20 protein-coding genes are annotated in these 21,272 nt (G+C 61.4%); 9 read left to right on the top strand and 11 right to left on the bottom strand.

The window, feature by feature from the left end:
• Nucleotides 1-70: 70 nt before the first annotated feature.
• The 4 genes from PH603_RS07990 to PH603_RS07975 all read left to right on the top strand — a co-directional run bounded on the left by PH603_RS07990 (nt 71) and on the right by PH603_RS07975 (nt 3,207).
• Nucleotides 71-775 carry a GGDEF domain-containing protein gene (locus tag PH603_RS07990; protein ID WP_289505552.1) on the top strand — a complete coding sequence of 235 codons (705 nt, stop codon included), beginning with the start codon at nt 71-73 and terminating at the stop codon, nt 773-775.
• Nucleotides 776-864: 89 nt separating this feature from the next.
• The gene (locus PH603_RS07985; RefSeq protein WP_289505551.1) at nt 865-1,326 is read left to right on the top strand and encodes a RidA family protein; all 462 of its coding nucleotides are present in this window, start codon (nt 865-867) and stop codon (nt 1,324-1,326) included.
• Entirely contained in the window at nt 1,326-2,063 is a 738-nt protein-coding gene (locus tag PH603_RS07980) for a glycerophosphodiester phosphodiesterase family protein (protein ID WP_289505550.1), read from the top strand. The genes PH603_RS07985 and PH603_RS07980 overlap by 1 nt, the downstream gene beginning before the upstream one ends.
• Before the next feature lies 1 nt (nt 2,064).
• Nucleotides 2,065-3,207 carry a GNAT family N-acetyltransferase gene (locus PH603_RS07975; RefSeq protein WP_289505549.1) on the top strand — a complete coding sequence of 381 codons (1,143 nt, stop codon included), beginning with the start codon at nt 2,065-2,067 and terminating at the stop codon, nt 3,205-3,207.
• A 27-nt stretch (nt 3,208-3,234) separates the two neighbouring features.
• On the opposite strand, the gene clpA is transcribed toward PH603_RS07975, so the two are convergent.
• From clpA to PH603_RS07950, 5 genes are all read right to left on the bottom strand, one after another.
• A complete protein-coding gene (clpA, locus tag PH603_RS07970; RefSeq protein ID WP_289505548.1) occupies nt 3,235-5,619 on the bottom strand; it encodes an ATP-dependent Clp protease ATP-binding subunit ClpA in 2,385 nt (794 codons plus the stop codon).
• 23 nt (nt 5,620-5,642) lie between these two features.
• The gene (clpS, locus tag PH603_RS07965; RefSeq protein ID WP_353507392.1) at nt 5,643-5,975 is read right to left on the bottom strand and encodes an ATP-dependent Clp protease adapter ClpS; all 333 of its coding nucleotides are present in this window, start codon (nt 5,973-5,975) and stop codon (nt 5,643-5,645) included.
• A gap of 99 nt (nt 5,976-6,074) precedes the next feature.
• Nucleotides 6,075-7,454: a phosphoglucomutase/phosphomannomutase PgmG gene (gene pgmG / locus PH603_RS07960; RefSeq protein ID WP_289505546.1), complete on the bottom strand. Its 1,380-nt coding sequence runs from the start codon at nt 7,452-7,454 to the stop codon at nt 6,075-6,077.
• Nucleotides 7,455-7,526: 72 nt separating this feature from the next.
• On the bottom strand, nt 7,527-7,964 hold the full coding sequence (locus tag PH603_RS07955) for a J domain-containing protein (protein ID WP_289505545.1): 438 nt from the start codon (nt 7,962-7,964) through the stop codon (nt 7,527-7,529).
• Between the two features lie 7 nt (nt 7,965-7,971).
• Complete coding sequence (locus PH603_RS07950) at nt 7,972-8,835, bottom strand: division plane positioning ATPase MipZ (protein ID WP_289505544.1); 864 nt, start codon at nt 8,833-8,835, stop codon at nt 7,972-7,974.
• A gap of 173 nt (nt 8,836-9,008) precedes the next feature.
• On the opposite strand from PH603_RS07950, the gene PH603_RS07945 reads away from it, so the two are divergent.
• Genes PH603_RS07945 through PH603_RS07935 form a run of 3 tightly spaced genes read left to right on the top strand, consistent with a single transcriptional unit; the run spans nt 9,009 to nt 11,754 of the window.
• Entirely contained in the window at nt 9,009-9,953 is a 945-nt protein-coding gene (locus PH603_RS07945) for a glucosaminidase domain-containing protein (RefSeq protein ID WP_289505543.1), read from the top strand.
• Nucleotides 9,954-9,983: 30 nt separating this feature from the next.
• The gene (panC, locus tag PH603_RS07940; RefSeq protein ID WP_289505542.1) at nt 9,984-10,859 is read left to right on the top strand and encodes a pantoate--beta-alanine ligase; all 876 of its coding nucleotides are present in this window, start codon (nt 9,984-9,986) and stop codon (nt 10,857-10,859) included.
• Between the two features lie 37 nt (nt 10,860-10,896).
• Nucleotides 10,897-11,754 (top strand): DUF4238 domain-containing protein, encoded by an 858-nt coding sequence (locus PH603_RS07935; protein WP_289505541.1) that lies wholly within the window; start codon nt 10,897-10,899, stop codon nt 11,752-11,754.
• Nucleotides 11,755-11,847: 93 nt separating this feature from the next.
• On the opposite strand, the gene PH603_RS07930 is transcribed toward PH603_RS07935, so the two are convergent.
• The 6 genes from PH603_RS07930 to PH603_RS07905 form a co-directional block, all read right to left on the bottom strand.
• The gene (locus tag PH603_RS07930) at nt 11,848-13,464 is read right to left on the bottom strand and encodes a M20/M25/M40 family metallo-hydrolase (RefSeq protein WP_289505540.1); all 1,617 of its coding nucleotides are present in this window, start codon (nt 13,462-13,464) and stop codon (nt 11,848-11,850) included.
• A 7-nt stretch (nt 13,465-13,471) separates the two neighbouring features.
• A complete protein-coding gene (locus tag PH603_RS07925; RefSeq protein WP_289505539.1) occupies nt 13,472-14,269 on the bottom strand; it encodes a response regulator in 798 nt (265 codons plus the stop codon).
• Between the two features lie 9 nt (nt 14,270-14,278).
• Nucleotides 14,279-15,721, bottom strand: a complete 1,443-nt coding sequence (mgtE, locus tag PH603_RS07920) for a magnesium transporter (protein ID WP_289505538.1) — start codon at nt 15,719-15,721, stop codon at nt 14,279-14,281.
• Nucleotides 15,722-15,914: 193 nt separating this feature from the next.
• Nucleotides 15,915-16,694 carry an SDR family NAD(P)-dependent oxidoreductase gene (locus tag PH603_RS07915; protein WP_289505537.1) on the bottom strand — a complete coding sequence of 260 codons (780 nt, stop codon included), beginning with the start codon at nt 16,692-16,694 and terminating at the stop codon, nt 15,915-15,917.
• Between the two features lie 24 nt (nt 16,695-16,718).
• A complete protein-coding gene (locus tag PH603_RS07910; protein WP_289505536.1) occupies nt 16,719-17,882 on the bottom strand; it encodes an acyl-CoA dehydrogenase family protein in 1,164 nt (387 codons plus the stop codon).
• A 102-nt stretch (nt 17,883-17,984) separates the two neighbouring features.
• On the bottom strand, nt 17,985-18,602 hold the full coding sequence (locus PH603_RS07905; protein WP_289505535.1) for a TetR/AcrR family transcriptional regulator: 618 nt from the start codon (nt 18,600-18,602) through the stop codon (nt 17,985-17,987).
• A gap of 173 nt (nt 18,603-18,775) precedes the next feature.
• Between PH603_RS07905 and PH603_RS07900 the strand changes: the two genes are divergently transcribed.
• Together PH603_RS07900 and PH603_RS07895 are read left to right on the top strand one after the other, a co-directional pair.
• Nucleotides 18,776-20,200 carry an efflux transporter outer membrane subunit gene (locus PH603_RS07900; RefSeq protein ID WP_289505534.1) on the top strand — a complete coding sequence of 475 codons (1,425 nt, stop codon included), beginning with the start codon at nt 18,776-18,778 and terminating at the stop codon, nt 20,198-20,200.
• Complete coding sequence (locus tag PH603_RS07895; RefSeq protein ID WP_289505533.1) at nt 20,193-21,269, top strand: HlyD family secretion protein; 1,077 nt, start codon at nt 20,193-20,195, stop codon at nt 21,267-21,269. The genes PH603_RS07900 and PH603_RS07895 overlap by 8 nt, the downstream gene beginning before the upstream one ends.
• Nucleotides 21,270-21,272 lie beyond the last annotated feature (3 nt).

Below are 21,272 nucleotides of genomic sequence, written 5' to 3'. Positions count from 1 at the left end.
AAATGCCAATCATTGTGGCACTCCGTTTGCATGGTGAGATGCAGTCGACAAAACCGGTAAGGAGTTCGTCATGACGCATCATCGTGCCCGCAAAGAGCCCAAGATGGATATCAATCCCTATGTCAGCCAGCTGGCCGGTCGCCTGATCCAGACGGCGTCAGACGCCCAGATCAAGTTTGACAGCAACGGCTGGCAACTGGTGAGCGAGGTTCTGAGCTACGCCGCCGCCGCCGAACAGCGCATGTCGGTACAGGCGGAGCGGATTGCCTATCTCGAGCAGCTCTCCTCGACCGATGACCTGACCGGCATCCCCAACCGCCGCGGCCTGAAAACCCGCCTTGGCGACGTGATGGCCGCCGCCGCCCGTCATAATGACGAAGGCGTCCTCGGCTTTATCGATCTTGACGGCTTCAAGGGCATCAACGACCGCCACGGCCATCTGGCCGGTGATGCCGTACTTCGCCACGTCGCCCAGATGCTGGTGAAACTGACGCGCACCACCGACGTGGTGGCCCGCCTTGCCGGGGACGAATTTGCCATCGTGCTCACCCGCTGTGACGCGGTTGAGGGCGAGAAACGCATCCGCACGGTCCAGCAGATGATCAATGCCTCCACCGTCAGCTTTGCCGGGATCGCAATCCCCGTGCATTGCTCCATCGGTGTGATGAGCTTCAACGGCGCCACCGACCCCGCCCGGCTGATCGACCATGCCGACCAGGCCATGTACCGCGACAAGCTGGTGCGCAAACAGGCCTTCGAAGCCGCCGCTGAATAATCCCGTGATCGGGCGCTTGCGCCCCTTGTCGCCGGCTAGGACCGCCCTGTATAAGGGTGGTCCTATCGCTATTTCCGGAGACAAGACCCATGACCATCGACGCCCGCCTCAAGGAACTCGGGATCGAACTGCCGACGCCCGTCGCCCCCGTTGCCAACTATGTGCCTTTCGTGGTGAGCGGCAATCTCGTCAGCATTTCCGGCCAGATTCCGGTACGTGACGGCAAGATCGCCTATACCGGCAAGGTCGGCGCCGACGTGAGCTTCGAAGACGCCTGTGCCGCTGCCCGCCAGTGCGCACTCAACCTGATTGCCCAGATGAAAGCGGCCACGGGTGGTGACCTCGACCGCGTTGTTCGCGTCGTCAAGCTTGGCGCCTTCGTCAATTGCATCGATGGCTACGGTGACCAGCCGAAGGTGGTGAACGCCGCCAGCGACCTGATGGTTGATGTGTTCGGCGACAAGGGTCGCCACAGCCGTTCGGCTGTTGGCACCAATGCTCTGCCGCTCAATGTCCCGGTCGAGATCGACGCGCTGATCGAGATCGCCTGATGACAGAAACCCGCACCTTTCCCTGGCTTGCCAAATCCCCGGTCGCACACCGCGGGCTGCATGCGAGGGACAGCGTGCGGGTGGAAAACACCCTGCCCGCCGTGGAAGCCGCCGTCGCGCAAGGCTTTGCCATCGAGATCGATGTACGGCTTTCCGCCGACGGGCAGGTTGTTGTTTTCCACGACAAGACGCTCGACCGGCTGACCGCCGGGGTCGGCCTCGTGAAGGAAGTGCCCTACGCTGATCTAAAAGCCTTGCCAGTAGGCGCCAGCGGTCTTCCGATGCCACTTCTGGCCGATGTGCTGCATGCCATCGGATCGAATGTCGCGCTCTATATCGAAGTGAAGACCGAGAAGGACACCAAGGTACCGAAGCTGATGGCCGCCGTGCGCGAGGCCTTGCATGGCTATCATGGCCCTGTCGCGATCATGTCCTTCAATCCCTACGTGACCGACTGGTGCCGCCATCATCTGCCGCTCCTCCCGCGCGGTATCATCATGGGCAAGGAGACGCTGTCGCGCATGCGTGCCCGGCTCCTGATTCCCTATTGGCTGAAGCGCACACAGCCTGATTTTCTGGCGGTGGATGTGAACCTGCTGCCCAACAAGATCATCCATGACTGGCGCGCGAAAGGCGGGCTCGTCGCCACATGGACCGTGCGGACCGCCCATCAGGAAAAGGTGGCGGCCCAGCATGCGGACGCGCCGATTTTCGAATCCCCCGCGGTGACCGGCTGACATGCCAGACGACACGCGCCTTTCGCCGCAGCTTGTTTCCAGCATCCTCGAGATTGACGCCGCCGCATGGGATGCCCTCGCCGGCAATACCAACCCCTTCGTCTCCCACGCTTTTCTGGCGTCCCTCGAAAAGTCCGGCTCGGTTGGCCCCGGCACCGGCTGGCAGGCAACACACCTGACGCTCGCTGACGACACCGGCGCGCTCGTGGCCGCCATGCCGCTTTATGCCAAAAGCCATTCCTACGGCGAATATGTGTTCGACCATGGCTGGGCAGACGCCTATGAGCGTGCGGGCGGGCGCTATTATCCGAAGCTGCAGTCAGCGGTGCCTTTCACGCCGGTCACCGGCCCCCGCCTGCTGGCGCCAACCGCTGCCTTGAAGACGGCGCTCGCCAAGGCGGCAGCCGACATCACCGCCGCAAACGGCCTCTCTTCGCTGCACGCAACCTTCATCGAACCGGATGAGCGGGCGATCTTTGAAGCCGCCGGCTACCTGATCCGCGCGGACCAGCAGTTCCACTGGTTCAACAAGGGCTATGAGGGCTTCGACAACTTCCTCGTTGTGCTTTCTTCCTCGAAACGCAAGCAGATCAGGAAGGAACGCCGGAGCGTGACGGAAGCCGGCATCAGCTTCCGGCACCTGAAAGGCCATGAGATCACCGAGGCGCACTGGGATGCCTTCTTCGATTTCTATATCGACACCGGCAACCGCAAATGGGGGCAGCCCTATCTGAACCGGGCTTTCTTCAGCCTGATCGGCAAGGCGATGGCAGACCGCATCCTGCTGATCCTCGCCGAACGTGACGGGATGTCCATCGCAGGTGCCCTCAATCTGATTGGCGACGATACGCTTTATGGCCGCTATTGGGGCTGCGTGGAGGATCACGCCAACCTGCATTTCGAGACCTGCTATTATCAGGCCATCGACTGGGCCATCGCCCACGGCCTGAAGCGCGTGGAGGCCGGCGCCCAGGGCCCGCACAAGCTGGCGCGCGGCTACGAGCCGGTCGAAACCCTGAGCGCACATGCGATCCCGAACGACAGCTTCCGCAAAGCGGTCGCCCGGTTCCTGCGCATGGAACGCCGCGAGGTTGCTGAAATGGGGGAAAGCCTGCGCGACCACCTGCCCTTCAAAAAGGGTTGATCAGGTGGTCGGCAGCGGAGTTTAAGCCTATTTCACCGGCACGGGCGGCTTCGGCGTCTTGCGCTTGGCGACGGCCCGCCCCTTCTTGGCTTTCGACGGGCTCGGCGCTTTCGGGGCATGCGGGGTGACCTCGAAAACAGGTTTGCCGCCTGCCATCTTCACCACCACTTCGCCGCCCTTGGCGAGCTTGCCGAAGAGAAGTTCATCGGCCAGCGGCTTCTTGATCTCTTCCTGAATGAGGCGCGCCAGCGGCCGCGCGCCATACAGGCGGTCATAGCCCTTGTCGGCGAGCCATTCCTTGGCCTCGTCATTGAGCGAGATTTCCACGTTGCGTTCGGCCAGCTGCAGCTCAAGCTCCAGCACGAATTTCTCGACCACACGGGAAACCACCGCCGGCGGCAGATAATCGAAGGGCACGATGGCATCCAGTCGGTTGCGGAACTCGGGGCTGAACATCTGCTTAACGGCATCCTCTGCCGCGCTCTCGTTCGTTTCGCGGCCGAAACCGATGGCACTTTTCGCCATGTCCGCTGCACCCGCGTTGGTGGTCATGATCAGCACCACGTTGCGGAAATCGACCTTCTTGCCGTTATGGTCGGTCAGCGTCCCGTTATCCATCACCTGCAGAAGCACGTTGAAGAGATCAGGGTGCGCCTTCTCGATCTCGTCCAGGAGCAACACACAGTGCGGATGCTGGTCGACGGCATCGGTCAACAGGCCGCCCTGATCGAAGCCCACATAGCCCGGCGGGGCACCGATGAGCCGCGAGATCGAGTGACGTTCCATATATTCCGACATGTCGAACCGGTGCAGCTCAACACCCAGAAGGTTAGCGAGCTGGCGGGCAACCTCGGTTTTCCCGACCCCCGTGGGGCCGGAGAAGAGATAGGAGCCAATCGGCTTGTTCTGCGCGCGCAGGCCGGCCCGCGACAGTTTGATCGCGGTAGTAAGCGCGCTGATCGCCGGGTCCTGCCCGAACACGACCCGCTTGAGGTCAGCTTCGAGCGTGGACATGACGCGGGTCTCGTCGCGCGAAACGCTTTTCGGCGGGATGCGGGCGATCTTGGCCACCACAGCCTCGATCTCTTTCACGCCGATGGTCTTCTTGCGCTTCGAAGGCGCGAGCAGCATCTGTGCCGCACCGCTTTCGTCGATCACATCGATGGCCTTGTCCGGCAGCTTGCGGTCGGTGATGTAACGGTCGGCAAGCTCCACCGCCGTCTTGATCGCGTCCGCCGTGTAGCGAACGTGGTGATGTTCCTCGAAATAGGGCTTCAGGCCCGTCAGGATTTTCACCGAATCCGCCACGGTCGGCTCATTCACATCGATCTTCTGGAACCGGCGCAGCAGTGCGCGGTCTTTCTCGAAATGGCTGCGGAATTCCTTGTAGGTCGTCGACCCCATGCAGCGGATCGAGCCGGAGGCAAGCGCGGGCTTGAGGAGGTTCGAGGCATCCATCGCCCCGCCCGAGGTGGCACCAGCGCCGATCACCGTATGGATTTCATCGATAAACAGCACCGCGCCGTCGTAATTTTCAAGCTCCTTGACGACCGACTTCAGGCGTTCTTCAAAGTCACCGCGATAGCGCGTGCCGGCCAGCAGTGCGCCCATATCGAGCGCGAAAATGGTGGCGCCCTTCAGCACGTCCGGCACATCACCCGAGACGATATTGCGGGCGAGGCCCTCGGCAATCGCCGTTTTGCCAACGCCGGGATCACCGACAAAGAGCGGGTTGTTTTTCGAACGGCGGCAAAGGATCTGGATCGCGCGCTCCAGCTCGGCGTCACGGCCGATGAGCGGATCGACCTTGCCGGCCTTCGCCTTGGCATTCAGGTTCACGCAATAGGCGTTAAGCGCGGTGTCGGCTTTCTTCTCGCCGCCAGCGGGCTGTTCGGTCTCTTTCGAGGTCGCTTCTTCCTCGCTGTCTTCCTCATCCGCACCGCGCACCGCGCGCGGCTCGCTATAGCCCGGCACTTTGGCGATGCCGTGGCTGATATAGCTGACGGCATCAAGGCGGGTCATATCCTGGCTTTGCAGGAAGTAAACGGCGTGGCTTTCGCGTTCCGAGAAAAGGGCCACGAGGAGATTGGCACCCGTGATTTCCTCGCGCCCTGACGACTGCACATGCAGGAGGGCGCGTTGCACTACACGCTGGAACCCAGCGGTGGGTGTGGCTTCAACCGAGCTGCCTTCAACGCGCAGGCTATCCAGTTCCTCGTCCAGATAGGTCACGATCTGGTCGCGCAGGACATCGATATCCACATCGCAGGCGCGCAGCACAGCAAGCGCGTCGCCATCGTCGATCAGGGCAAGCAGGAGATGTTCGAGCGTTGCATATTCATGGGCACGCTCGTTCGCCTCATGCAGTGCCCTGTGGAGTGTGTTTTCAAGGTTCGGAGAAAAACGGGGCACGGTCTGTTCCTTGTGACTGGGGGTTACTCTTTTTCCATGGTGCACTGGAGGGGATGCTCGTGCTGGCGAGCCAGCGAAAGCACCTGATTGACCTTGGTCTCGGCCACCTCATAGGTGAAAACACCGCAAATCCCGACCCCCTTCTGGTGGACATGCAGCATCACCTGCGTCGCGTCTTCCACGGTCATGCGGAAGAAGCGCTGCAGCACATGAACGACAAACTCCATCGGCGTGTAGTCGTCGTTAAGCAGCAGAACCTTGTACATGGACGGCTTTTTGGTCTTGGCCTCGGGCCGGGTGAGAACCCCGGTGCCCGTGCCTCCTGTCTTGCCGATGTCTTGCCGCTTGTCGGGCATGGTCTCTCCATCCGTCGTTACCTCCATAATGTAACGCATATAGCGCGCCATTAAAGGGGTAAAAACGGATGTGATCAGCCGTGATCGGCTCGGGCGGCCCTAAAGGTCGGCAGGCGGCTCCACGCCGGAGGCGGTCAGCGCCGCCACAAGCTCGGCCTTCAGGCGGTCGAGGCCGGCCTCGGACGAGGCCTCGCAGCGTGCCACCAGAACGGCTTGCGTGTTGGAGGCGCGCAGGAGCCACCAGCCGTCCGCCGTCTTCACACGAACACCGTCCACGGTCGACATATCGGCCCCCGCAGCTTCCAGACGCTTCTGAACTTCCTTGATCACTTCGAACTTGCGGAAATCGTCGCAGTCGAAGCGCAGTTCGGGTGTGTTGATGGCGGCCGGCAGGCCGTCCTTCAGGGCTTTCAGGCTGCCGCCCTGATCGGCCACCGCGTTCAGCAGGCGGACGGCGGCGTAAAGCGCGTCGTCATGGCCATAGAATTTATGCTTGAAGAAGATATGGCCCGACATCTCGCCTGCGAGCGGCGAGGAAAGCTCCACCATCTTCGATTTGATCAGCGAGTGGCCGGTTTTCCACATCACGGGCTGGCCGCCCAGTTCAGCGATCCGGTCGTAAAGCGCCTGGCTTGCCTTCACATCGGCGATGATCGGCGCGCCCGGCAGTTCTTTCAGCAGCTGGCCGGCGAGGATCGCCAGCAGCTGGTCACCCCAGACCACACGGCCTTCGCTGTCCACGGCACCGATCCGGTCGCCGTCGCCATCGAAGGCGATGCCCATGTCGCAGCCCTTTTCGCGCACCAGCGCCTTCAGCTGCTCAAGGTTTTTCTCAACGGTCGGGTCGGCATGGTGATTGGGGAAGGTGCCATCGACTTCCTCGTTGATCACATAATGCTTGCCCGGCAGGCGCTTGGCGAGTGCGGCCACAGCCGGCCCGGCCGAGCCGTTCGACGGGTCCCAAGCCACGGTGAAGCTGGCGCCTTCGAAATCTTTCATCAGGCGGTCGATATAGCGGTCGAACACGTCAACCTGTTCGTACCCGCCCTTGCCGGTCGCATAGTCGCCAGCCTTGGCAACAGCGCCGAGTTCCTGGATCGCTTCCCCGAACACCGGCTTCTTGTGCATCATCATCTTGAAGCCGTTGTAATTCGGCGGATTGTGCGAACCGGTGATCATGATGCAGCCGTCGGCATCGAGTTCAAACATCGCATAATAGGTCATCGGCGTGGCGCCGAGCCCGATATCGGTGACATCGACCCCGGTGGAGCGCAGGCCATCCACAAGCGCATCGCGCAGCGCGGGCGAAGATACCCGGCCATCGTAGCCGACCACGATTTTCTTGCCGCCGGTTGCCACCGCCTTGGTGCCGAAGGCCTTGCCAAGCGCGCGTGCGTCATCCGCCCCGAGCGTTTCATCGATGATGCCGCGAACGTCATACTCGCGAAGAACCGTGGGGTGGAAAGCGTGTGCGCTCATATCTGCCTCGGAAGAAATGGATCGAAAGTGCCGACACAGTGGCAGCGCCACTGCACGGCGTCAATGGTATGGTTAATCGTCCAGAAGCACCTTGCGGGCTTCGTTCAGCTTGGCAGCCATCCAGTCGCTGCCGCCCTTGTCGGGATGGTTGACGGCCATCAGCCGGCGGTAGGCCGTATTGACCTCGGCGACGCTCGCCCCTTCCTTCAGCCCCAGCACCTCGAGCGCTTCCTTGCGGCTCATGCCGCCCTTGCGGGGCCGCACCATGCGTTCGCCCGCCTCGCGCGCTGCCTTGCCCATATTGCGGAACCGCCACAGGGAAATACCGACGGGAACAATCGCCGCAAGGCCACGGCCCGTCGCCACCAGAAAGAGGCAAAGGAGGATACAGGCGCCGACAGCCGCCCAGAAAAGCACGCGCTTGGCCGAATCCACATCCGTGCGTGCCCACCATTCCAGAAGAATGAGGAACGCCGCAGCGATCAGGAGACCGATCAGGAGCCAGCCCATAGCCGCCTCAGGCGACCTTCTCGCGCCGGAAGGCGAGATTGAGCCCGTCCATCAGCGCCCGAAGCTCCTGCCGGGCCGCCACATGCGACATGCTGAAATCGTTGCGCTCGGAAACGCCTTCATCGCGCAGGTCCATCAGCGTCAGGCCGTTCGGGAAAAGCTCGCGGTAGATCACCCGTTCGCCAAGGCCGGAGATATAACGCACGCCGATACGCTTGGTCAGTTCCTCGACCACGCTTTCGACACGTTCCTTGTTTTTGGCATGCACAGCGCCCACACGGTTCCGCAGCAGTACCCAGTCGATGGTACCACCATCGGCCATCTGGCGGCGCTGACGGGCCTTCCACACCATCTCGGCATAAAGGCTCGGGCCGGCGACCTTGTAGGACTTGGGGTCAATACGGGCGATCAGGTCCAGATCGACGAAACTGTCGTTGATGGGGGTCACCAGCGTATCGGCTGCAGTATGCGCAAGGCGCGACAGGAAGGTATCGGACCCCGGACAATCGATCACGATCACGTCAACCTGATCCATCAGCTCGACATAGGTATCCTCGAACCGCATTTTTTCGTCCGCCTCAGCTTCATCGCTGGTGCGGGCGGTGGAACGGACGATAACGCGTTCAAGCGGCATCGGAAGTTCGACATCGTTGGCCTTGCAATAGGCCCGACGGTTTTCGATATAGCGTGTGAGGCTCTTTTGCCGGCCGTCGAGGTCGATCGTGCCGACCCTAAAGCCTTCGCGCAAAAGGGAAACCACGATATGCATGGCCGTTGTGGATTTGCCGGAACCACCCTTTTCGTTGCCGAGAACGATCACATAGGGGCGGCGGGGCAAATGCGTGTTGGTGCTTGCCTGACCCGTCGTCAACGCGGTATCTCCTCTAAACGGCCAAAAAAGAGCCACAAAGTCGCACGAGTTATTAGGGCCCGGCGCCCCCCTGTCAATAGCAGGACGAAGGCCCGCGCTACCTGTTAGTTTTTATTAAGCAGCCTTCGTGTACACAACTAGCTATCGGTGAAAGATTGGGAGTAGCGGCGCGCATGACGGGGACGTCCCGGAACGGCCTTGCAGTATTGGTGATCGCGTTCATCCTGGCCGTTGTGCCGGTTGGATTCGCGCGCCTTCTGCTTGTCAGCGCCCCGACGGCTGACCTTGAGATCGCCGTACCCGACTATCTGATCGGCGAGCCGCCGAGCGCCATGACGACCGGTGACCCCGAAGAAGTGATCGAGCATGTCTATGCCGTTCTCAGCACCGATCTGACGGCTGAAGGCGACATTCCCCGCGCCTTTGCGACTCGCCTGCCCGAAAATATCGCGGAAATAGAACTGGTTGAGGAGCGCAAGCGCATGTTCACGGCGGCGATCCTGCCGCTGGTGCTGCGCGCCAACGAAATTATCGAATCGGACCGCAACCGCATCCTCGCCATCAAGGCGCGCTTCGAATCGCGCGGCAGTGTCCGCAGCTACGATGAAAAATGGCTGCGCACGGTGGCCCGCACCTTCCGCGTGCCGATCGGCGAAAAGCTGGAACCCCGCGTTTTCAAGGATTTGCTTCTCAGGGTCGATGTGATTCCCCCGTCGCTCGCGCTCGCGCAGGCGGCCATGGAATCGGGCTGGGGCACCAGCCATTTTGCCCTGCAGGGCAATGCCCTCTTTGGCGAATGGGTGTGGGGTGATGACGCCGACGGCATCGTGCCGCGCGCCCGTGCGGCCGGCCGCAACCACAAGGTCAAAAGCTTCAACGAGCTTCTGGACAGCGTCAAAAGCTACATGATCAATCTGAACCGCCACGCCAGCTACCGCTCGCTACGCCTGCGCCGGGCGGCCCTGCGCGAACAGGCCGAACCGCTGACCGGCCCCGCCCTCGCCCCGTCGCTTGCTGACTATTCCGAGCGCGGCCAGGATTATGTGAACGACATCATGGGCATCATCACCTATAACGGGCTCGAAGATCTGGATAGCGTGCGGCTGGCCCGCGGCTGAATCACGGCGACCACCCGAGGATTTCTCATCATGACAAGCCCCGCCCTTCCCCCCGTCGTGCGTACGATTGCGGACCTGCGCGCCACTGTGGCCGCATGGAAGCGCGAAGGGCTGCGGGTCGGCCTCGTGCCCACGATGGGCGCGCTGCACCACGGCCACCTGTCGCTCGTGGATGCTGTGGCGAAGCATACCGACCGCGTGATCGTGTCGATCTTCGTGAACCCGACCCAGTTCGGCCCCAACGAGGATTTCGACCGCTATCCCCGCACCGAAGACGCCGACCGCGAAAAGCTCGCCGCCACGCCCGCAAGCCTCGTTTACTGCCCGAGTGTCGCCGAGATGTATCCCGAAGGCGCCACAACCCGCGTGCAGGTGGCGGGCGTCACCGTTGGCTTCGAAGGTGCCATTCGCCCCGGCCATTTCGATGGTGTCGCCACCATCGTCACCAAACTGCTGCTGCAGGCACTGCCTGATGTGGCGATCTTCGGCGAGAAGGACTTCCAGCAGCTTGCCGTTATCCGGCGCTTTGTGGCGGACTTGGATATCCCGGTCGAAATTCTGGGCGGTACGCTGATCCGCGAGGCAGACGGCCTCGCCGCGTCATCCCGCAACGCGTATCTGAGCGAAGCTGAGCGCGCAGTGGCCGGGCAGTTCAACCTGATCCTCAAAGCACTGGTCGCGGATGCCAAACCGGGCGCCAATCTCCGCGCGCTGGAGAAAGCCGCCACGGCCAAGCTCATCGCTGCCGGTTTCCAGTCGGTCGACTATATATCCATCGTCGATGCCGCGAGCCTCACCCCCCTTGAAACACTGGCGCCGGGGCATCCCCCGGCGCGTGTTCTTGCCGTTGCGCGCCTCGGCGCCGTCCGCCTTCTCGACAATATGGCGATTGGACAGCAACACTAACCATCGTATCCTCGATATAACTTTACTGAGGAATACGATGGCCGGCGCCGCTTCCACACCCAAGAGACATCACTATGTTCCGATACTCTTGCTTAAAAACTTCTGCGCTCAAGATGGACAGCTTCATGTTTTCAACAAGAAAACCGGCGATATTCATCGAGCGACGCCAGAAAATGCCTTCCTGCAAAACCATCTATACTCATACACCATGGCATCTGGTGATAAGAATCCTGCCTTGGAAATCGCCTATTCAAAACTAGAGGACCATACCGCTCCAATAGTTAGAAAAATAATCCATGCGATATCCTCCGAAAAATACCCCAAATTATCGCCAGATGAGCGGCGCATCTGGGATCACTTCTTTGTTCATCAGTACAAAAGAACCCCGGAGATTCATGCTCCCTTCTTCACGGATGAGAATTGGAGCCGTCATATTGAGGCAGTCATCCCCAAAATAGCTGAAAAGCATGGAATGAGCGAGGAGCAGGTCGCAGCCAAATTTGACGACCCAAAAGCGATGAAAAGAGTTCTAGAAAAAGCTCGGATACATGCTCTTTCAAGATCCAGCGAAGTCGTCGAACCTGCCCTCGGAAAAGTGGGGATCAACATCATCGTCATTGCGAAACCACACAAAAGCTTTGTAATCGGTAGTGTCCCAATACTGAGACTCGACGGTCCGAGCACAACAATACTGAAAAACACCCAAGCCGAAGTGTGGCTTCCCATCGCTCACAATATCGCGATTGGGCCGAGCTGGAACAAAACCGGCGAAAATGTCTTCTGGTTAGAAGACGGAGACGCAATCCGTCGCGCAAATCAGCAAATTTTTAGGCAAAGCAATATCGTAGCCAGTAGGTCCGTCGAGCTTTTAGCTTCGCTTGCCGCTCCGAAATAGCAGCCATCATTTGAATCTGTCGATCTTCAACAGCTGGCCACTCTGAGTCTCGGCCCCGTCCGCCTTCTCGACAATATGGCAATCGGCTGAGGCTTACTCCTCGGCCTTTTCGTCCTTCTTGTCGCCTTCCATCACCGGCATCGGCTTGCGCGGGAAGCGCTCGTCGCGCATGGCAGCTTCATAAAGGAAGGTCGCCATGATAACCGCCGCCTGCTTCAGGTCGTCCTCGTAGGCGTTTTCCAGCGTATCGATCTGGGTGTGGTGCGTGCGGGTTCCATAATCCAGCGGCTCCTGGATGAACTGGAAGCCCGGCAGGCCGATATCATCGAACGGCTCGTGGTCCGTACCGCCGGTTTCATTCATCGTGATCGTCTCGGCGCCCAGATCATGGAAAGGCGCGAACCATTTGCCAAAAATGGCGGCTGCCTTCGCATTGCCCTCGGTATAGATGCCGCGGATTTTGCCCGAGCCATTGTCGAGGTTGAAATAGACCGAGAATTTCTCGTAACCCGGCTTGAAGCTGATCGGGAAGCGGCCGAACTGCTGCTCGTAGGGTGTCAGATACTTCAGCTTGCCCTCCACGTTCGTCGGGCGGTCAGCCAGATGGTCGATCACATAACGCTGCGAGCCATAATAGCCCTGCTCTTCCCCGCCCCAGAGCGCGAAACGGATCGTGCGTTTGGGCTGCACGCCAAGCGCTTTCAGGATGCGGGCGGCTTCCATCACAACGGCTGTACCGGCACCGTTATCAACCGCCCCGTCGCCAACCCGCCAGCTATCGAGATGCGCACCGGCCATCACGACTTCCGCATTCTTGGCCTTGCCCGGAATATCGGCGAGGGTCGAATAGGATTTCATATCCTCGTTATGGTAAGTGACCGCCACATCAAGGCTGATCGTCACCGGGCGCTTGTCATCGGCTTCCGAGAGGCGCACCAGCATGCCGTAATCCTCAGCCGCCAGCGAAACCGCCGGCAGTTTCGGCAGCATGCCCTGCTTGTACTGGTAACCCGACGCATCGATCAGGTTGCCCGGGCGCCGGCTGCGGCTGACCATCGCAACAGCCCCTTCCGCCTGCAGGAAGGCTTCACGCTCGTAGCCGAAGGCTACATGGTCGATCCAGGAATCGAGGTCAGCCTGCGGCGAGGACGGCAGGTTATAGCTCGCCTCGTCTTGCAGCGCTTTGTCATCCAGCCGGGTGAAGACCTTGTTCGAAGGCTCTTTCTGCTCCGGCACCGCGTCGACGAGCACGATCTTGCCCTTGAGCTTGCCTTTGTATTTGTCGAAATCCTTGGCCGATTTCATGGGCGCGACCACGATCTCGCCGTCCATCTTGCCTTCGGTGCCCGGATGCCAGGCAATCGGCAGGCCGTAAAGCTGCTCGGCACGCGGGCTGGTGAGATGGATTTCAGACCGCACAGGCGTCCAGCCGGGGCCGAACTCGAAGCCTTCAAGGCGCGCGTCCTTCAGGCCCCATTCCGTGAACTTGTCGCGGGTCCAGTCGTTCGCCAGCCGCATGGCGGGCGAACCGGTCAGGCGCGGGCCGATCTCGTCGGTCAGATGCTGCAGGGTTTCCATCACATGGGAGCGGCGGAAGCCTTCTTCCCGGATCTTGGTGACCATGTCGAGATCGACCTGATCATCGGCGCTCACCACGCCCGCCCCCATCAGCACGAGCGCAAGCCCGGCCTTCATCACCTGACGCATCATTTTCTCCCTATTCGCTGTCGAACCAGCTGTAGTCCCGGTAGCATTGCAGCGGGCTCGCACCGGCGCGACCGAAGCGCGGGTCCAGTGTCCAGTCGTCAAAATGCTTCAGGATCGTCCAGCTTTCATCGGCCCATTCGGGGCCAACATCGCGGGTTACATTGAAAACATAGTCGGGGAAGCGCAGATAATCGCCGAAGGTGCGGCTGCGCTCCATCACCAGCTTCGAAATCCGGCTGATCAGGCAGATGCGCTCGATAAGCCGCTTGCCGTATCCCGGATGCACCGGCACCAGCTCACGCCCGATTTCCGCTGCCACATCGCGCACCAGATCGCGGTCGGCGCCGATATAGGCCTCCACCTGCCGCACCTTGTCGTCCTCGACCTTGTAGGACGCCTCCAGCGTGCGGCGGCGCAGTTCCAGCGGCAGGCCCGCAAAGCCGCTGGTCGCCCAGAAAGCGATGCGCTGGCGCAGGCGGTCCACCGTTTCACCCTTGATGATGAAATCGTCACCCCCGGCCTTCAGGCCCCGGCGCACGGTCTCAAGCGTGTCATAGCCGGTCATATAGATCACCGGCATGGTCTTCAGGCCGCGGGTGCCAAGCTCATCCAGCATCTCGAACCCGTCCCGACCCGGCATCTGCACGTCCGAGACGATGAGCGACGGGTTGAAACGCCGCACCATCGAGATGCCCTCGTCCGCTGATTCCGCGATGATCGTCTCGAACCCGAACTGACGCACGGCGGCGGCCTGCATGCGCAGAACCACCGGTTCATCATCGACAAGAAGGACTGGTCCGCGCTCCATACCGCCTCCCTAAAGCAGCACTAGGGCTGCGAGCCCGAGGAATGCGAGGAAGCCGACCACATCGGTGATAGTTGTCACGAGCACGGTTGAGGCAACCGCTGGGTCAATCCCCGCGCGCGACAGGCCCATCGGCACCAGAAGGCCGGAAAGGCCCGCGACGATGGTATTGATCAGCAACGCTGCCGCCATCACGCCCCCCAACAGCGGATTCTGGAACACCAGCCACACAACGACACCCGCCACAAGCGCGAGGCCAGCGCCATTCATCGAGGCGGTCGTCAGCTCGCGGCTCATGACGCGCCAGACGTTCAGGGTGCTCAGCTCCTTGGTGGCAAGGGCGCGCACGGCAATCGTCATCGTCTGGTTGCCTGCATTGCCGCCAATCGAGGCCACGATGGGCATGAGGGCCGCAAGCGCCACCATCTGCTGGATCGTCGCGCCGAAGGCCGAAATCACATAGGCCGAAGCCACAGCGGTAATCATGTTGATCAGCAGCCACACGAAACGCTGGCGGGTGATCGTCAGGATGCTTTCGTTAAGGCTGGCGTCCGCCACACCGGCGAGCGCCATGATGTCTTCCTCGGCCTCTTCCTCGATAACCTCGACGATATCGTCCACCGTCACCACGCCGACAAGCCGCCTGTTCTTGTCCACAACCGCCGCCGAGATCAGGTGATATTTGGTGAACTGGTAAGCGACCTCTTCCTGATCCGCCTCGGCGTCGATCACATAGGGGTCCTTGTCCATCATCTCGCCAAGCGTGACGGGGCGGTGCGTGCGCATGACGCGCGACAGCGGCACCGTGCCAACCGGGTGATGCGAGGGATCGACCACGAAGATATCGTAGAAATCTTCCGGGATTTCGGTGGTTTCAGACCGCAGATAGTCAATCGTCTGGCCGACGGTCCAGAATTCCGGCAGCGCCACAAGGTCGCGCTGCATCAGGCGGCCCGCGGATTCGGCCGGATAACTCAGGCTTTCCTCGATGGCCACCCGGTCGTCGGCGTCCAGCGCCTGCAGCACTTCTTCCCGGTCTTCGTCGTCCAGTTCCTCGAGAACATAGACGGCATCGTCGGTATCAAGCTCGGTCAGCGCCTCGGCGATCTGCTCGTTCGGGATATGCTCGACAATGTCCGCCTTGACGCTGGCGTCCACCTCGTAAAGCACCTCAGGGTCCAGTTCCTCGCCCAGAAGCTGGACAAGGCTGATCCGGTTGGCGGACGACAGGCCCTCGAGAAGGTCAGCAAGGTCGGCGGCGTGCAGCTCGGATACAAGCGACCGGGCGCGATCCTGATCCTCGTCGCGAATCGCATCAATGACGCGCGCCGTGAATTCCTTGGAAAGGTGGGGGTCGGTATCCGGGATAGTGGCGTCCACATCGTCGGGATGGATGGCGGTTTCGCCTTCGACGTCTTCCGGATCGCGATTCGGATCAAGGTCCGTCCCTGCCATGCCCGCCTCCCCGGAAAGTGTTGTTTCGCCTGCCATGCTACCGGAGGCACGCCCCGGCAGCCAGCCCCCTTGATAAGCCAAGGGAAATCGCCCTGTCCACCGGAGAGTTGGAAGCGCCTTTATTCAGGCAGGAACACCGGGCTGCCCCTCGGCTTTTTCAAGCGTGGCAGCAGCCCGGCATTCGTTTGAGGCGTCAGCGCATGCCCATACGAATGGAGCCATCCAGCCGCACATCCTCGCCGTTGAAATAATTGTTGCGAATCATCTCAAGCGCGAGGCTCGCATATTCCGCCGGATCGCCCAGCCGTTTCGGGAAGGGAACGGATGCGGCAAGCGCGTCTTTCACATTCTCCGGCATGCCATTCATCAGGGGCGTGTTGAAGATGCCGGGGAGGATCGTGTTCACCCGGATGCCTTCACCGCAAAGGTCACGTGCGACCGGCAAGGTCATGCCCACAACACCACCCTTGGAGGCCGAATAGGCAGCCTGCCCCATCTGGCCGTCTTCAGCCGCGACCGACGCCGTATTGACGATGGCACCGCGGGCGCCGTCCTCAAGCGAGTCAAGCGCCAGCATGCCTGCCGACGACTTGGCGATGCAGCGGAAGGTGCCGATCAGGTTGATCTGGATGATCGCTTCAAAGGCGTCGAGCGGGAAGTGGCGGATCTCGCCCGTTTTCTTGTCGCGGCTGGCGGTCTTCACCGCGTTGCCGGTGCCCGCGCAGTTGACGAGGATACGCTCCTGCCCGTGGGCGGCGCGCGCCTTGGCAAAGCCGGCGTCAACCGCTTCATCCGAGCGCACATCAACCTTGCAGAAAACCCCGCCGATCTCGGCAGCGACGGCTTCGCCCTTCTCGGTATTCATATCGAAAATGGCGACTTTTGCGCCGGCGGCGGCCAGTGCGCGGGCGGTCGCTTCGCCAAGCCCCGAGGCCCCGCCGGTGACAACAGCAGCCGTTCCTGAAATCTGCATGGACTGTTCCTTTCGTTTCTTTTTCTAAAGCGAGCGGGCGATCAGAAGCTTCATGATCTCCGTCGATCCGCCATAGATACGCTGGACGCGCGAATTACGGAACATCTTCGCGATGGGATATTCGTTGATATAGCCATAGCCGCCATGCAGCTGCAGGCAGGTATCGACGATTTCCCACTCGGTTTCGGTGGACCACATCTTGGCAATCGAGGCGGTCGTCACGTCCAGTTCGCGTTTCAGCACCTTGTTCACGCAGTCATTGATGAAGACCTTCGCGACCGTTGCCTTGGCCTTGCATTCAGCCAGCTTGAACTGGGTATTCTGGAAATCGAACACGGTCTGGCCGAAGGCCTTGCGGTTTTTCACATAATCGAGCGTCGTTTCGATGGCTTTTTCCATCACGATCACGCTGCCGATGGCGATGATCAGGCGTTCGCGCGGCAGTTCTGCCATCAGCTGGTAGAAGCCGCGCCCCTCGACGCCGCCAAGCAGGTTATCGGCAGGCACAAACACATTGTTGAAGAAAAGCTCCGACGTGTCCTGCGCATCAAGGCCGATCTTGTCGAGCTTCTTGCCACGCGAGAAACCCTCAAGCCCGTCGGTCTCGATCACCAGAAGCGAGGTGCCCTTTGCCCCCTGGCTCGGGTCCGTTTTGGCGACCACAACGATCAGGTCGGCAATCTGGCCGTTGGAGATGAAGGTTTTCGACCCGTTCAACCGGTATCCATTGCCTTCCTTGATCGCCGTTGTGCGGATCGATTGCAGGTCCGAGCCCGCACCCGGTTCGCTCATGGCAATGGCAGAGACCAGCTCGCCGGAGACAAGCCGTGGCAGCCAGCGCTTCTTCTGTTCCTCGGTGCCGTGGGTCTGGATATAGGGGGTGATGATCACGTTATGAAGGCTCGCCGCGAAGCCCTCGATGCCGCGCCGCGCCACCTGATCAACCACCACGATATCGTGGCGGAAATCGCCGCCGTGGCCGCCATATTCGGTGGGAACGCTGACGCCCAGAAGCCCGGCCTCGCCGGCTTCGCGCCAGAATTCGCGCTCCACCTGGCCGTCCTCGCGCCACTTTTCGATGCGCTTTTCGGGTGCGTGCCGGTCAAGGAACTTGCCGACGGCGTCGCGGTACATGCTGATTTCTTCGTCCTGCATGAATTCAGGATCAGGTATTCCCAGTACGGACATGCCGCCTCCTCCCATTTCGTACAGCCGCCCCCCCCGGCGCGCTGTCCCTTCCCAAGTCATGACGTACCATCACACTGGTCAGTGTGAAAATACAAGCCGCTATTATCGCGCCGGTGCGTATGCCGCGAGGATCGTTTCCACCGCCGCCTTCACCGTTTCGTCAATCTGCCCGGCACTCACGGTATCAAGCACGCCCCACAGCCGCTTTTCCTTGAAATCCATCCGGCAAAGCGCATTGAACTGCCGTGCCACCATCAGCGGATCGGCTTCCCTCAGCAGTCCTTCCTGCATGATACGGCTGAAATATTGCGCCAGTTCTTCGAGCCCGCGTTTGGGGCCACGCTCATAGAAAACACGGGCAAGTTCAGGGAAGCGTTCGGATTCGGCGATGATCAGGCGCTGGAAGGCCAGCCCGGCGTCCGACAGGATCGCCTGCATCAGTTTGGTGCCATAGCCGAAAAGAACCTGCCGGGGCGGCCCTTCGGCCTTGATGGCGGCGCGGATCGGAGCGCCGTGCACCTCGATACGGGCATCTAGCACCGAGAAGAACAGCTCTTCCTTGCTGGCAAAGAAGCTGTAAAGCGTGCCTTTCGAGCCACCGACGCGCGCCGCAATCGTCGCCATCGACGTGCCTGCATAGCCATTATCAAGGAAGGCCTGAAACGCGATTTCCAGAATGGATTCGCGCTTGGCATCACCCCGCAATTGTTTCTTGGTCAAGTTCCCTCCGCCCCGGACGCATAGTTAGGCCTTGTGTTTTTGGCGTTGCTGGCCTATGGTCCGCAAATATGTACCGTACTGTACGGTTTTTGTTACAAGCTGTCGAGACTAAAATGATGTCGTTACTCCCCCCTGCACGACATGGCCTCCCCGCCAAGGTGCGGCCACTACTGGTGGCCGCACCTCTTCTTTTGGCCGCCTGCGCGCCCGAACTTGCCACCCTCCCGGCACCCACACCCGCCAGCGACTATCAGGTTGCTGAAAGCCTGATGGCCGAGCGCGGTGCATGGCCCGCTGGCAATTGGTGGAAAGCTTACGGCGACCCCGTCTTGGACGGCCTGATCGAGGAAGCATTGGCCGGCGCCCCCGACATTCGCATGGCCGACGCCCGCCTGCAGTCCGCGCTTGCAGCACTCCAGTCCGCTGGCGCCCTGCGTCTGCCGGATGTCACCGTCGTCGGTGAACTGCAAGGCGTACGGCAAAGCCTGAACATGGGCTATCCGGACGAATTCAAGGCCTTCCTGCCCGATGGCTGGCACGACCGTGGCCGGGTTTACATTCAGGCGGGGTATGATCTCGATCTCTTCGGTCGCAACAAGGCAAGGATAGACGCTGCAGGCGCCACCGCCGAAGCCATCCGCGCCGAGGGCGAGGCCACGCGCCTCACCCTCTCCACCGCCATCGCCATGGCCTATGCCGATCTGGTGCGCCTCAGTGCCGACCGCGCCATGGCGCTTGATGCCGTGCGCATCCGGCAGGAAAGCGTGGACCTGACAGCCCGCCGCATGGAAGCCGGCCTTGAAAACGAGGGCGCGGTCGCCGATGCGCGTTCAACTCTTGCCAGCGCCAGGGCGACCATCGCAGCTATCGACGGCCAGATCAGCCTCGTGCGCAACCAGATTGCCGCTCTCCTTGGCAAGGGGCCGGACCGCGGGCTTGAAATAGCATTGCCTGAAAAGCCCACCCTGCCCGCGATGACCATCCCGGCGAATCTGCCAGCAAACCTCGTGGCCCGCCGGCCCGATATCGCGGCCACCAAGCAGCAGGCAATTGCAGCAGCGGCCCAGATCAAGGTGGCAACGGCGGACTTTTACCCCAACGTCAATCTGGGTGCGCTTGTCGGGCTTGAGGCGCTCGGGATCGATGACCTGATCCACGGCGATTCGATCATCGGGCAGGTTGGCCCGTCGATCTCGCTGCCGCTTTTCGCCCGCCAGCGGCTTATGGCCAAGTTGAATGAAGCCCAGAGCGACTATCTCTATGCCATCTCCATGTATGACAAGGCCGTGACCGGAGCCTTCAAGGAAGTGGCTGACGTGCTGGCCACTGAACGCGCGCTTGAAGCCGAAGCCGCCCACGCCCGTGAGGCGGGCGCCCAAGCGACCAAGGCATGGCAGATCGCCCGGGCCCGCTACGAAGGCGGTCTTTCCCGCTTCTCCGATGTGCTGCAGGCTGAAGACCGGCTCCTCACCGCGCGTCAGCAGGTTGCGAACCTCGATGCCCGTGTCTTCGCCCAGCATGTCGCGCTCGTCCGCGCGCTCGGTGGCGGTTATGTGACCCCCGACCTCCCCCAGAAAAACGAGACTGCAAATGACTGACGCAGACAACAAGGCGAACGACAGCGCCGCCCTCCCTGATTCCGATGCCGATGCCACGCTGGCGCGCCGCCGCACGCGCAAGCGCCTGATGGTGGGTTTCCTTCTGGTCGTCGCTGCCGTTGGCGCGGGCTGGACCAGTTGGTGGTATCTCGTCGGTTCTCACTACGTGGAAACCGACAACGCCTATGTGGAAGCCTCGCTCGTCCACGTCACCCCGCTCGTTGAAGGCACGGTGATGGATGTGCCGGTGAATGACACCCAGCTTGTTCGCAAAGGCGAGGTTCTCGTCACGCTCGACAAGGCCGACGCCGAACTGGCGCTCGCCAATGCCGAGGCGCGGCTCGCATCTGCCGAACGCCGCGTGCGGCAGGCCTTCGCCGCCGTTGAAACCGTGCGCGCCCAGATCAAGGCCCGCGAGGCGGACGTCACCCGCACGAAGGTGGATCTCGACCGCCGGCAAAAGCTCGCAAAATCGGGCGCCGTATCGGGCGACGAGCTGACGGCCGCCAGCAACGCCTTTGCCAACGCCACCGCCGCCCTCGATGCTGCCAAGCGCCAGCTGGAAGCTGAGCTTGTTTATGTGGAAGGCACGGACGTTGAGCATCACCCCGAGGTTGCCGCTGCCCGCGCTGCCCGCGATCAGGTGCTTCTGGACCTCGACCGCACCATCATCCGCGCGGCTGAAAGCGGCGTCATCGCCCGCCTGACCGCGCAGCCCGGCCAGCATGTTGCCGTAGGTGCCGCCCTGATGCAGATCGTGCCGCTTTCGGACGTTTATGTGAATGCCAACTTCAAGGAAGCGCAGCTCGAACGCGTCCATACCGGCCAGAAGGTCACCCTTTGGGCAGATATTTACGGCGACGAGGTCGTGTATCACGGCACTGTTGAAGGGCTGGGTGCCGGCACGGGTGCAGCCTTCTCGCTGATCCCGGCCCAGAATGCCACCGGCAACTGGATCAAGGTCGTGCAGCGCCTGCCCGTCCGCATCGCGCTTGATGCGGCAGAAGTGGCGAGCCATCCGCTCCGTGTCGGCCTTTCGATGACCGCCAAAATCCAGCTTGATGACTGAGGC

The sequence above is a fragment of the Gimibacter soli genome (assembly GCF_028463845.1).
Lineage (GTDB): Bacteria > Pseudomonadota > Alphaproteobacteria > Sphingomonadales > Kordiimonadaceae > Gimibacter > Gimibacter soli.
This window is presented reverse-complemented; position numbering and strand designations above follow the sequence as displayed.